This is a genomic window from Microbulbifer hainanensis, assembly GCF_014904735.1.
Classification (GTDB): Bacteria; Pseudomonadota; Gammaproteobacteria; order Pseudomonadales; family Cellvibrionaceae; genus Microbulbifer; species Microbulbifer hainanensis.
In genome coordinates, this window is record NZ_JACZCR010000054.1 from 113,390 (window position 1) to 127,449 (window position 14,060).

At 60.0% G+C, this 14,060-nt stretch carries 7 protein-coding genes; 2 read left to right on the forward strand and 5 right to left on the reverse strand.

The window, feature by feature from the left end:
- Positions 1-198 precede the first annotated feature (198 nt).
- Positions 199-1,140: a glycoside hydrolase family 16 protein gene (locus IG168_RS19570; protein WP_193166293.1), complete on the forward strand. Its 942-nt coding sequence runs from the start codon at positions 199-201 to the stop codon at positions 1,138-1,140.
- A 137-nt stretch (positions 1,141-1,277) separates the two neighbouring features.
- The gene (gene nagX / locus IG168_RS19575) at positions 1,278-2,375 is read left to right on the forward strand and encodes a transmembrane glucosamine N-acetyltransferase NagX (RefSeq protein ID WP_193166294.1); all 1,098 of its coding nucleotides are present in this window, start codon (positions 1,278-1,280) and stop codon (positions 2,373-2,375) included.
- Positions 2,376-2,530: 155 nt separating this feature from the next.
- Here nagX and IG168_RS19580 read toward each other — a convergent pair whose 3' ends face one another.
- From IG168_RS19580 to IG168_RS19600, 5 genes are all read right to left on the reverse strand, one after another.
- On the reverse strand, positions 2,531-3,739 hold the full coding sequence (locus IG168_RS19580) for a hypothetical protein (protein WP_193166295.1): 1,209 nt from the start codon (positions 3,737-3,739) through the stop codon (positions 2,531-2,533).
- Between the two features lie 124 nt (positions 3,740-3,863).
- Complete coding sequence (locus IG168_RS19585) at positions 3,864-4,679, reverse strand: MBL fold metallo-hydrolase (protein ID WP_193166296.1); 816 nt, start codon at positions 4,677-4,679, stop codon at positions 3,864-3,866.
- Positions 4,680-4,810: 131 nt separating this feature from the next.
- A complete protein-coding gene (locus IG168_RS19590) occupies positions 4,811-5,311 on the reverse strand; it encodes a protein disulfide oxidoreductase (protein ID WP_319024763.1) in 501 nt (166 codons plus the stop codon).
- On the reverse strand, positions 5,308-5,994 hold the full coding sequence (tsaA, locus tag IG168_RS19595) for a tRNA (N6-threonylcarbamoyladenosine(37)-N6)-methyltransferase TrmO (protein ID WP_193166297.1): 687 nt from the start codon (positions 5,992-5,994) through the stop codon (positions 5,308-5,310). Before tsaA ends, IG168_RS19590 begins: the two co-directional genes overlap by 4 nt.
- A 144-nt stretch (positions 5,995-6,138) precedes the next feature.
- Entirely contained in the window at positions 6,139-13,776 is a 7,638-nt protein-coding gene (locus IG168_RS19600; RefSeq protein WP_193166298.1) for a beta strand repeat-containing protein, read from the reverse strand.
- Between the last annotated feature and the right edge of the window lie 284 nt (positions 13,777-14,060).

Sequence of the window (14,060 nt, forward strand, 5' to 3'; positions counted from 1 at the left end):
CGGCCGCAGAGAGTGCGGCTCCCCCAACACAGGCTGCGTCTGTGGCCGCTCCTGCTCCGGGTGTCATTGCAATGAAGTTATTCTCACAGGAAGTTCTCTCTCGTTGGTCTATAGGAATTGCTCCTATCTTTGCCCCGGGCTACCGGGGCTTTTTTTGTTCTTGGAAGTCTTTTATTTGAAGAAGTAGCGAAATTGCCCATGAAAAAAATACTGATCGCGCTCATATGCATTCCCCTGGCGGGCAGCCTGCTGTCCGGCTGCGGTGAAAAACAGTCACAGGAGGGCACAGAAAATAAAGCGCAGTCCGCGATATTTTTTGATGATTTTTCCTATCGGGATCTCGATGCCATGCGCGAAAACGGCTGGCGTGTGCGCACCGAAACGGGACACCCCGGAATCGTGGGTGCTCACTGGTCCGCCGACGGCATCAGCTTTCTCGACGACACCGGGCAACCGGGCAATACGTTGCTGCGCATGACATCCGCTACCGACGGCAGCGGTGAAAATACCAACCATACGCAGGTCTGCCACCAGCGCAAATACCTCGCCGGCACCTATGCAGCGCGCGTATTTTTCCGTGATGCACCCACATCGGGGCCCGATGGCGATCAGGTTATTGAAACCTTCTATACCATCAGCCCGCTTAAAGCGCCGATGGATCCGGATTACAGCGAAATGGATTTCGAATATCTGCCCAATGGTGGCTGGGGCGAAAAGGATCACGGTATCTTCGCGACCAGCTGGGAAACCTTTAAACTGAACCCGTTTACCAAAGACAACGAATATGACGTAAATCAAGGCAGTTTTGCCGGCTGGCACACCCTGGTGCTGCAAGTGGGAGACAACCGGATCCGCTATTTCGTCGACGGCAAACAGTTTGCCGAACACGGCGAACACGTCTATCCCGAAGCGCCCATGTCGATCAATTTCAATCTCTGGTTTACCCAGGAAGGGCTGAACGGTTCCACCGAAAGACGTGTTTACCAGGAAGATGTGGACTGGGTTTTCCACAGGCAGGACAAGATTCTGAGTCCGGCGCAGGTAGAGCATGCAGTCGAGCGACTGCGTACCGATGGCGTCGTCCACGCCGATACGGTACCCGACTGGACGCCCAGGCTGGACTCACCCTGCGGCCTTTGATTCGGCGCGCAGACAATCGCGAGAGCGGCCATCTCGGGGGGCGCCCGCGATAGAGTAAAGCGCAGGGATATTGAAGCGCGGACAAAGACGCAAAGGAGTGCGCTTGGCCATTAAATGAAAATAGATGTAACAAGACCATGACCACCAAAAAACAACGCCTCGCATCGGTCGACGCACTGCGCGGCTTCGATATGTTCTGGATCATTGGCGGCGAAGCACTGTTCCTGCCGCTACTCACGCTTACCGGCTGGTCAATATTCGCCTTCGGCGATCAGCAGATGCACCACTCAGCCTGGCACGGTTTCCGCTTTTACGACCTGATTTTCCCGCTGTTTATTTTCCTGTCCGGCGTCACTCTCGGACTCGCCAACAAGTCCCTGCGCGGCCTGCCGATGAGTGAGCGCAGGCCGGTTTACCGCAAGGCGGCAAAACGGCTGCTGATCCTGATCGGGCTGGGTATCGTCTACAACCACGGCTGGGGTACGGGCATTCCCGCCGACCTCGGTGAAATCCGTTACGCCAGTGTACTCGCCCGTATCGGCTTCGCCTGGTTTTTTGCCGCCATGATTGCCTGGCACTGCACCGTACGCGTGCAATACATTATCGCTACCGCAATTCTGCTCGGTTACTGGCTGCTACAAACGCTATTCGGGGATCTGACACCCGCCGGCTCAGTCAATGCCTGGGTAGACCAGCACCTGTTGCCGGGAATTCACTACCAGAACCGACCCTACGATCCGGAAGGACTGCTTTCGACCATTCCCGCAATTGCCAACGCACTGGCGGGAGTTTTTGCCGGACGCTGGCTGCGCAGCAAGCAGGGACAGCACGGCAAAATTCTGCAGGGGCTGGCCGCCGCCGGCGCGGCGTGTCTGGTCGCCGCCTTTCTGTGGCACTGGATCTACCCGGTCAACAAGGAGCTGTGGACCAGTTCCTTCGCCCTGGCCACCATCGGCTGCAGCCTGCTGCTACTCGCACTGTTTTACCTGCTGGTGGACGTGTGGAAGTGGCAGCGATTCAACACCTTTTTCGCAATCATCGGCTGCAATGCGATTCTGGTTTACCTGGGCACCAGCCTGGTCAACTGGGAGTTCAGCAGCATGAGCCTCTTCGGCGGTATCGCCGCCGCGCTGCCAGAGGCCGGCGGCGCGCTGGTGATTGCCTGTGGTGTCATCCTGTTGCAGTGGCTGGTGTTGCGCTGGCTCTACAAGCGCGGAATCCTTATCAGCCCATGACAGTCTGGAGAAAAAAAATAGCCTCCTCGGGCGCGTTGACGGGCGGTTGAAAAACACCTTATCAACAGCCTGCGGTGGGCGCGAATATGTGAATAAGTCTCGGAGCCCGATAGTTCGGGCTCCGGCTCCCCGATCGAAACCCCGAAACCTGAAACCTAAAAAACCTCGAAAGTAGGCAACCAACCGCCCGGCGCCTGCAGATCCAGACTGTCGGCGCTGCGCGATGCGCGGCCGCTGATTTCGTAGCGCCGACCGCGCCAGCACCAGACGCGCAAATCCGCCCACAGGTGATTGCCATCTATTTCCCGCACCTGGCTGCGCTCCACTCGCCGCTGGGCGACATAACGCTCCCCTTTCGCCACCAGCCGGCGCAAACGGTGGCGGCCTACCTCGCGGCTATCCAGCACACCGAGTCCCGCGTGCCCCTGTGTGGGCTTGAATACCAGTTCCGATTTTTGCTGCGCCAGCAGTTCGACATTGTCTTCACGTAACAGTCGGGTTTCCGGTACGCGCCTCGATAACAGCGCACGCTCCTCCGAAGTTATCCCCAATTCGCGATCCCAGTCCGGCCGCGACAGCCATTCGAGCAGCCGCTTGTCACTGCGTGTGGAAAAACTGAATGGATTGGGGGCAATGTAGACCCGGCCGCTGTCGAATGCCCGCCGCAGCGCAGTGAAAGCATCGGACGTCCACAGAAAATCTGTGGAGCGGTTAATCACGAACGCGAATGGCTCACCGCCCGCAAGCAGCTTCTCCCCGCGCCACTCCAGCGCCTGCGGTGCCGCTATCTGCGTACGCCAGCCCCGCGCGCGACAGAGCGCTGCCAGCCACTGGTGTTCCGCGCGGAAGTGGCCGCTGCGCAGGGAATCTTCATCGTCCAGAATCAGAACCCCGTGCGGATTGTCCGAGCCCAGTAAGTGACACGTCTCCCCGGCGATCATTTCCTGAACCCGGTGTTCCAGGTCGCCAAACGGTGGCGGCGGCACGATCTCACTGTCGCCACCGAGAAATGTTTTGTAATAGATGTGATTGATCTGCGCCGCAAACAGAAATCCGGAACCATTGTCGTTGAACTCGATCAGCTGCCAGTCGTCGGGGCGCCCCGGCGGAAGATGGAAATCCCAGGCGCTGAAAAAGCAAACTTCACTGCGGCCCGCGCGCGCGCTGGGCGGCACACCTTCCGCGGCTTTGTCGATCCATAGCCGACGGCAGGTAACGCGATCGAACAGCTCGATAAAGGTATCCACTTCCGCCAGTAGCCGGCGGGGAATGCGTTGCTCGGCGCAGGCGACCGAGAAGTCGTCCGGCAGCGGCGGTTCGGCGCTATGTAAGCTACGACGGAAAATTGCAGTGGGTTCGCGCATACCGTCACCTCCCGCGGCGGTGTCGATAGACAGGGCGCTAGTCGCTGGCAAACCCAATCATAGTGTCAGCCGGCGGGCGGCGGGCATTTCTGCAGAAGCGCGCCGTCGGCGCTGCAGTCGGAGACTAACGGAAGGAACCGATATCCACTTCGAGACAGGAGGCGATCAGGTTCCGCTTACTGAAGTTGTATCTACTCAGAATACTGGTTAGGGGCTCATTGCCGAGCAGTTGCCGCGTGATTTCAAGCGGCTCTACTCCCTGGTTGTGTAATGCCTGGGCGCGCTCACTCAGCTCAATCAGGAAATCATATTTCTCACGGAGTCGCGCCTTACCGTCTTCTACCACACCCCGGTGCGGGCACAGAATCACCTCGAAATCCTCGCGCAGCACCCGGCGCATGCTGTCCAGCAATGTGGGAATGTGCTCGTCGATGCGCAGCAGTTTCAGGTAATTGGCGATATACAGGTCTGCGCTGAACAGCCAGCCCCGATCGGGCAGCAGGTAACAGGTCATGTCCTTCGCGTGGCCGGGCGCGAAAATCGGGGTTACCGGATCCCCCCCGATAGCAATCGTTTCGGGCAGTGGCGCAGCCTCGGCCAGCCCGGCGGAACCCCAGATAAATTTCTGGATCGGCGGTATGCGGAAGCCACGCTTGAGGATTTCGACTGTTTTCTCGGGTGCCAGCGGCTGCACGCCGGTCAATGCGTGGATAGCGCCAGCATTGCCACTGTGGTCCTCATGGTGGTGGGTCAGCAGCAGCTGGCGCAGCAGTTTTTCCTGCACAAACGGCTTGACGAATTTCCACTGGTTACTGGGGCCCGTGTCGATCAGGGTGTCGCCCAGGCGGTAGACAATAAATGACGTGTTCACACCCCAATTGACGCGGCCCACGCGGCGGGCATCGAGATCGCGGTAAGAGAAGGATTCGAGAACGGACACAGACAGACCCCAGACGTTGCAATAGCGCCCCATTGTCGGCCCGGCACCGGCGCGGGGGAATTGCCATTTGCCTGAGAAGGCATGACAAATGACGACTTTTCCACACAAACCTGTGCGGGGTTAGTGCAGGCTCACTCCGTCATCGCCAGACGCGCTTCCAGCCCCCATTTGGTGGTGGTGCCGGAAGTCACCCAGCTGACTTTGCCGTCACTGCCGACGATGACAATGGTCGGTGTCACCCGCACGCCCCAAGCGCTGCTGATCGCGCCATTGGGATCATTAATGGTGGGAAAATGCAGCTCTTTATCGTCGAGATATTGCTGCACCTGCGCCCCATCGCCGGATTGCAGGGCGACAGAGATCACCTGGTAGTCACCGGCCAAGTCGTCGATCACCGGTGACACGGCGCGGCAGTAGCCGCACCAGGTGGCCCAGAAATACAACAGTACCGGGCCATCGACAGTCTTTTGCTGCAAGTCGACAACGTCGCCGGCAAGTGTCCTGGCCGCAAGTGCCGGCGCCCGGTCTTTGGGGACATCGCGCTGCTGGTAATAGGCAATGCCACTGGCCATAAGCACCGCTGCCAGCGCAAAGCCGGCCAGCGAGCGCAACTTGCGCAATAATCTTTTCACTGCAACTCCACCACTTCAATCTGTCCCCCGGCCGGATAGCGCCAGCGCAAATTGAATCCGCACAGCTGCATACCGTAAATCCGCTCCGGGTCCGGTTGTTGATAGGCGGGTTTCGGATCCTGGGCCAGCACCTGTTCGATCAGACGCGGCAGATCGGTGCCCCAGTCGTCGCGATAGGCTGCGGCCTGCTGCAGAATTTCAGCGGGAATAACGACTTTAACTTCCGCTGGCGCGGCATCGGCGAAAGCGCTGTGTGCACCGGCGATGGAATCCGCGTAGGAAACGTAGGGCTTGATATCCAGCACCGGCGTGCCGTCCACCAGGTCGGCGCCACCGACAATCAGCTCCACTTTCGGCGCCGTGCGCACCTCCAGCAGCCGCACCACCGACAGGCCGATATTGTTGGGACGAAACGGCGAGCGGGTGGCGAGCACCCCGAGTTTTTTGTTGCCGCCGAGACGCGGCGGGCGCACCTTGGCCGACCATTGACCAGCGGCCTGGTGAAACTGGAACACGACCCAGATATGGGTATTTTCTTCCAGCCCGGCCACCGCGTCGGCAGTGTCCAGCGGCGGCAACAGCTCAATGGATGCGCGGCTGGCATCCGCCAGCAGCGGCTGGCGCGGCACGCCGAATTTCTCGCCGAAGCAGGAGTGGACAGTGGCGATGGGCGACAGGTTCATGGCAAGCAGAAATTCACAGCAGTTCAGTCAGTATGAACGCCACGGGAAAAAGCCAGGCGCCATCTGCACATAGATATGCAGCAATTGGGCGCAAACTACCATTTAAACCCAATTGCCGCCACATCCGCCGTCATGAGGGCACGATTACTGCCAGGCGCTTGCCCTGGCCTCACTGATCTGTGCCTGCTGCTCCGCATCCAGACTGATGACGCCATCGACCGGAATGCCCATCGAAGTCATCAGTTCAGCCAGTGGAGCAATATCCTGTAAAGCCAGGCTCGCGCCCGATTCTGTGGCGATTGTCTCCACCGCATCGGCGGCCGACTGCCAATTGCGGATCTGGATCTTCTCGCTGCCCGCCAGCAGGTAGACATCCAGGTGGCTGCCGTTGATAACCAACCAGATATCCTCCGGCGCAATGGCCCCTTCCAGGAACAGTATATCGCCACTGCTGGAGCCGTTGTCGGTCAGCGTATCCGTCCCGTCACCTCGAGCGAACAAATAGGTATCAGCGCCGGCGTTGCCCTGCAGGTTGTCGCTGCCCTCGCCACCGCGGAGCTGATCGTTCCCAGCGGATCCAAGCACCGTGTCGTTACCTTTTTCCGCGCTGATCCCGGCAATTCCACTCAGGACTGTGGTGGAGAAATCGAGCGTATTGTTGCCGGTGGTGCCCTGGATCCAATCGGTGCCGCCATTGCCGTTGATCAGTTCGACCGTGCTCGCACCTGAATAGGCCGCCAAGCGGATCAAATCGTCACCCGCAGTTCCGCGCAGCTCGTCCGCACCGGCACCACCGTTGTAACGGTCGTATCCGGTATCGCCGGCGGTCAACAGGAAGACGTCGTTGCCATCTTCACCATAGAGATTGTCACTGCCGGTTCCACCTGTAATCACATCGGCGGCCGCAGAACCATAGACGGTGTCGTTGCCGGTGCCGGCATCGATTTCGGCGATATCTACCAGAGTAGTCCCGCGAAAATCCAGCGTGTTATTGGCGGAACTGCCGACGATGCGGTCGCTGCCGCCCCGGCCGTCAATTACCTCCACAGAGGCATTGCCGGAAAAGACACTGAAACGAAACTCGTCGTCACCGTCTGTACCCAGGAGGGTATCCTCACCCTCGCCACCTTCGTAGCGGTCGTAGCCACTGTCACCGGCCGTATGTACAAAGACATCGTCGCCCGCGCCGCCGTACAGTTTGTCGCTACCAACGCCGCCGACAATCTTATCTGCGGTACTGCTGCCATAAATGGTGTCGTTACCCGCAGCACCATCGATGGCGGCGATGTTCAGCAACTGGGTTTCGCGGAAATCCAGAGTATTGTTGGCGCTGGTACCGAGCAGACGATTCTGTCCACCCTTACCGTCGATGATTTCCACCGTGCTGGCACCGCTAAAGACGCTGAACAGGATATCGTCGTCTGCTTCTGTTCCCTGCAACTGGTCGGTGCCATTCCCGCCGCTATATTTGTCCGCGCCGCTATCACCGACGGTAATCAGAAATACATCGTCGCCATCGTTGCCCACCAGATAGTCGCTGCCGGTTCCACCTACAATGGTGTCTGCCTGCGATGAACCATAGATGGAATCGTTGCCCTCGGCCCCGTCGATCTCGGCAATACCGCGCAATTCAGTCGCGGAGAAGTCCAGCGTGTTATTGGCGCTGGTGCCGAGAATCCTGTCGCTGCCACCCAGGCCGTCGATAATTTCCACCGAGGCCTCGCCGGCAAATACACTGAAGCGGAAGACATCATCGCCAGACGTGCCCTGCAGCGTGTCTGTGCCCTCGCCACCGCGAAAGGTATCGAAACCGGTGTCCCCGGCGGTCAGCTTGAACACATCGTCACCGGCCTCGCCATATACCTTGTCGCTGCCCACACCACCAACGATGACATCGGCAGCAGCGGAGCCGTAAATGGTATCGTTGCCGGCGCCCCCGTCGATCAGGTCGATATTGAGCAGCTCTGTGGTGCGGAAATCCAAGGTGTTATTAGCGCTGGTACCGCTAAGCGTATTGGTACCGGCACCACCATCGATACGCTCGACCGTTGCCGCACCGCTGTATACGGACAGCATAATCGTGTCGTCACCATCGCTGCCCAACAGCGTATCGAAGCCGTCGCCACCTTCGAAGCGATCCGCTCCGCTGTCTCCTTCTGTCAGCACGAAGGTGTCGTCACCGCCGTTGCCGTAAAGCTTATCGGAGCCACTGCCACCGAGAATCCGGTCAGCTGACGGGGAACCGTAGACGGTGTCATTGCCTGCACCGGCATCGATTTCGGCAATCTCCAATAGTTGTGTCTCGCTGAAATCGAGCGTGTTATTCGCGCTGGAGCCGAGGATGCGGTTGTTGCCGCCGGCGCCGTCGATGATCTCGACCCGGGCCTCACCGCTGAACACAGTCAGGCGAATCTCATCGTCGCCATCGGTGCCCTGAATACGGTCAGTACCATCGCCACCGCGGTAGTAGTCGAAGCCGGTATCTCCAGCAGTTAACAGAAATACATCGGCACCGCCATTGCCGTAGAGTTTGTCCGAGCCCAGGCCCCCCTCGATCACATCCGCCACCGCGGTACCCATCACTGTATCGTTGCCACTGGCGGCATCGATCAGTTCGATGGAAACCAATTGCGTGTTGCTGAAGTCCAGGGTGTTATTGGCGGAATTCCCCAGTATCCGGTTGCTGCCACCGTCGCCGTCGATCAGTTCCACGGTGGCATTGCCGGAAAAGACACTGAAGCGGAAATCGTCGTTGCTCGGGGTGCCCAAAAGCCAGTCGTCGCCGTCACCGCCCTCATAGCGGTCATAGCCGGTATCTCCAGCGGTCAGATAGAAGCGGTCGTCCCCGCCCTCGCCATAGAGTTTGTCGCTGCCGGTACCGCCGACGATCACGTCCGCGGCACTGGAACCGTACAGGGTATCGTTACCGGCACCTGCATCCAGGCGCGCGATATTGAGCAGGCTGGTCTCGCGGAAATCCAGTGTGTTGTTTGCGGAGGTACCCACGATCTGGTTATTGCCGGCACCGCCCTCAATCGCCTCCACGCGCGCGTTGCCGCTGAACACGCTGAAGCGGAACCAGTCGTCCCCATCACCACCGATTACCTGGTCAAAGCCGGTACCGCCCTCTACCCGGTCAGTACCACCGTCATTGCCCTCGATATAGAAGATATCGTCACCGGCATTGCCGTAGAGCTTGTCGCTGCCACTGTTGCCGATAATTTTATCGTTGGCGGAGCTGCCGTAGATGGTGTCGTTGCCACCCAGGCCGTCGATAAAGGCGATATTGACCAGCTCGGTATTGGAGAAATCCAGCGTGTTGTTGGCACTGGTACCGTAAATGGCGTTGTTGCCACCGGCACCATCGATCCGCTCTACCGTGGCATTGCCGCTGAACACACTCATGCGGATGGCATCGTCGCCGCTGCCACCGAGCACCTGGTCGAAACCGTCGCCGCCCTCGAAGCGGTCGGCGTAGCCATCATTGCCCTCGACCACAAAGGTATCGTTGCCGCCTTCACCATACAGTTTGTCGGCGCCGCTGCCGCCGGTGATGACATCGTCGCCCTCGCCGGCATAAATCGTATCGTTACCGGCGCGGCCATCAATCTGGTCGGCGCCGGCCGTCCCCTGTAGCGTGTTGTTGCCGTTGTCGCCCTCGACATTGCTCTGCGATGCACCCGCCTGGATGCTCCAGGCAAACTTGGCAAAATCCAGTGGCTGCGCAGCCGGGTGGCGAATCACCAGCTCCTCGTTGCTGAGCGCACTGCCCGTCGCGGGAATATCGCTGAAGGTCAGCGTGTTGCTGCCGACTATCGCCGCCGAGTAGTTCAGGTCCGGGGACGACAGCAGGGTGAGGCTTGCGCTCGCGTCCAGCAGCCCCGGCCCCTGGTTGTCCAGCTGTGCCCGGTAGTGGGATTCCACATCTGCGGTGCCGCTGACCGGCACCTGCTCTACCAGTGAGTACTGGCAGATAAACAGCGTCTGCCCCGCGGTTTCGCTGTCCCGGTTAACGAACGCGATGCTGTCGAGCAGGTAGCCGCTGTAAGCCGGGTCGTCGCTGTCCGCCGGCTGGAACACCAGGTTGAAGGGGCTGTCGCCGTCCACGGCACAGTCATCAACACCCACCAGCTGGATCGCCTGCGGGATATCCCAGTTGTCGGCGGTAAATTGCAGGTAGTTGTCGCCCTGGATGGCCGCCTCGCTCTCGTCGGAGACGGAAACGTTCAGGGTGAGTGTCGTTCCCGCCTGCAATGGCTGGTCGAGGCTCACCTCCACCGCGGCAATCGTCGTACCCGCTTCATCGGTCGCCGCCTCGGTCAGGGCCGTGGCGGTGATGCGCTTGGTCTGCGCGGGCACGACAATATTGCAACAGCCACTGGCGGTCACCGTGGTCTCACCGTCGGAGATTTCCGCTTCCAGGCTGTAGTTGCCCGGCAGCAGGCCGGACACGTCCCACAGATACTGGTCCGCGCTGCCGTCCTCATCCTCGGCGATACCGCCGGCGATCAGAGTCCTGCCGCTGCCCTCGTACAGGTAATACAGGGACACACTGGCATTGCTATCGGGATCGCTATCCTGCCACTGGATCAACAGCTGCGGCTCGCTGACCGTAACCTCGCTGCCAGGCAACACCAGCGCGATCTGCGGCGCATCGTTGACACCATTCTCATTGATCGAAAATGGGTTGACCTCACTCCAGTCTCCGACCGCACCTTTGGCGTCCTTCGCCCGCGCGCGCCAGTAGTAGTGGCTGTTGTCATTGAAGTCGAAGCCGGGTGTCCACTGGGTGGCCGCCTGCAATTGGCTCGCTACCAACATGGTCAGCGCCGCATCCGCATAGACCTCGAAGCGATATTGCACTGCATCGCCGTCCGGATCGGAAACCGGGTTGACTTCGAATAGCGGCCGCAGGTTCTCCACCACCGCGCCGGCCCCCGGGTTCTGCAGTGTGGGCACTGGCGGCGCCACGTTGTCGGTATCCACCTGGAAGCTGGCCGTGACCCAGTTGCTCTCCACCGCGCCGTCGCTGGCCTTGGCACGCCAGTAATAGGTCACATCCTGTTGCAGGCCTGTGGCGATCCAGGCGGTTTCCCCCTGCCCCGCCGCAACTGGGCCAGATACCAGGGTTGTGCCGCTGTCGAAGCCGGCTGCGGTATCCAGCTCGAAGTAGTAAGTGAGTGGCCGCTGTTCCGGGTCAGTGGCGTTTGCCACCCGCAGTTCGACACCATTGTCCGGCAGCCAGTTGGAGACAAAGTCGCTGGGCGCCACTATCGACGGTTCGGTAGGGGCGTTGTTCTGCAGGCTGACCAGGAAGGTTCCGATTTCGCTTTCCGTGCGCGCACCGTGCTCGTCCTCCACCCACGCTTTCCACACATAGGCGTTGTCCTCCTCAAGCGGATTGGGCACCTGCCACGTGGTCTGGAAATTACCCCCAGGCAGCAGCCCCGACACCTGCGCAATGGGGTTGTCCAGGTCGGATTCGTGGAACAGATCAAAGCCGTAGGTCAGCGCGTCACGGTCCGCATCGAAGGCGTGGGCCACCGCCAGTTGCGGACGCGTGTTTGCCACCACGGCATTGACCGGCGGCGCATTGATTGCCGGCGCGCCGGGTGCATCGTTGGCGGTGTTGATAAAGAAGCGGCTCGACTCCCAGTTGGAGGCCACCGGCACCTCCCCGGCACTCTCATCCACCTGGGTGATCGCGCGGACGCGCCAGTAATACAGGCTGTTGTCGGCAAAGGCCCGGCCCGGCTGCAGATCGCTACTGGCAATAGGCCACTGGGTACTGCCGCTACCCTCGGCAACACTGGCAGACGCCACCCGGGTGACCATGGCCTGGTCGGCGTACACTTCAAACTGGTAGGCAACACTCAGTTCCGCAGCGTGCTCGCCGTTCGTTACTGCCAGGGTCGGCAGCAACTCAGTGGCACCATCCAGTATCTCGCCGTCGAACACAGGGCTGGCAATCTGCGGCGCGCCCGGGGCCACCTCAGGCACGGTGGGGTCGCTGCCGACTTCCTCCTCCTGGGCGTCACTGCGGCCGTCTTCGTCGTAGTCGCCGCTGCCGTCGCGGTCCAGGTTGCCGAAGTTTTCCATCTCCCAGGCATCGCTGAGGCCGTCGCCGTCAGTATCGTCGGCGGGGTTGACCTGCAGGTTTACCGCGCGCTGGCTGGAGAGCTGGCCATCGCTGGCGGTGAAGCTGACCACATAAGTGCCCGCCTGGCCGATGGCCGGCTGCCAGCGGAACACACCGGTACCGTCGCCGCCATCGGTGAAGGTCGCGCCGGACGGCAGGCTGCTGGAAATGAGTTGCGGCACTGTGCCGTTGGGATCGGAAGACTGCACCAGGAAACCGATCTGGCCGCCCTCGTGGCTGGTGCGGTCGAGAATTGCCTGGATCACCGGCGGCTGCGGCAGCTCGGCGGAGTCGACAAATGTCAGCGTGTAGCTTGCGTTGCTGTCGTAATCCAGCAGGTTGATAAAGTAATCGAAGTCCACCTTGTTGTCGGCGCGCTGCTGCGACAGCCAGAAGTTGTGCGGGTCCAGTACTTTGCCGTCGGCGCGCACGACGCGGGACAGCGCCTTAGCGCCGGCGTAGGGATCGGCCACCTGGATATAACCGAAACCGTCCTGCCCGCCGCCGCTCAATGTGCGCGTATTGCCACTCTCGCTGCCGAGGGCGTAGGAAAGCGCTGTTACCGCGGCACAGCTGCGACACAGGGCCAGGTCGGCGCCGGTGTTCTCACTCTCGTACACATACAGGTTGTCGTCTTCACCGACGGCAAGAAAGTCCGGCACGCTATCGCGCCCGGGCAGGTCGACCATTACATCCTGCACCAGCAGGTGCGCGTTGGTGGCCTCGATCAGCGAGGTCAGTTCGCCGCCCAGTTCATCCGCGTGGGTAAAGTTGGCATTAAAGGAAGTGAATTCCCCGGACTGGGTCGACTCCATCACCCAGCGGCCGGTCTGCATGCTCTGCGCGTCTATTTCGCCGAAATTGAGCAGCAGGCTGGGTTGCGCCGCCTGGTTGCCGACATAGCTCTCGGTAATGGTGAAATCGATTGCCAGGCCCTGTTCGTTGTCGACAATTTTCGGTTGCGCCGATTCGATATTGAGGCCGTGCGCGGCGCCGTAGCCGCTATTGTCGATCCGTACCCCTATGGTGTAGGGCTGCGGCGGTTCTATCTCGGTGGTAAACGCATCGTCGGCGACCACCTCATGGGTCAGGAAGTAGTCCAGGCTCAGCAGCGGCTGCGGCTTGACCACAATGGAGTCCGGCGCTACCTGCACCACCTCCTCGTTGCCGCCGTAGGCGTAGGACAAGGTGGCGCCGACAAAGAAGAGCTCGCCGTTATCGGTCTGCCCGGCGGCATTGGCCGTGGGCACGATCAACCAGCGGAACTCGCCCACATTGCCGGCGGTGATTTCGCCATCGGTCACCGCGCCGTCGTCGCCGGTGACCAGCGCATTGACGTTCTGGGTGTCGTCCACACGGATAAAGAAGGCCGCATCGCTGTCCGACGTATCGGAAGTGGCGGTCACCGTATTGCCATCGACATCGGCAAAATTGACGGTGATGGCGATATCCTCGATGGAATAGGTATCCAGGCTGTTGGTAATGCGCATCATGGCCTCAAAGCCCTGGCGCTCCAGTGTCAGCTCCTGGAGGATCTCTATGCGCACCTCCGCGCAGAGTGCCTCCTCCTGAGCCGTGACAGCTGCCGGTGCGACCAGTGCGCACAGCCAGACTGCTGCCAGAATCCCCCAACGTTGCAACATGATTCCTATTCCCAAAATCTAAATTTTCTATTTTTTGTTTGTCTTAATCGATTTCTTTTGTCGGACGGCCGACGTTATTTCAACCGGTAGCTATATGCTTCCCAGATCTGACGCCCAATAGGCATACGATAGCTGGGTATATTTACTATCAGTATTCTGGTAATCCTTGGCAATGGTCTTCTCTGATTTCGTTAAACGGTGTTCTGAAACATGTTTAAAGAGATGTCAAGAATATACCCCCTATTTTACTCACCATCTTTATCTACCCTTTGTCGATCCCCCTT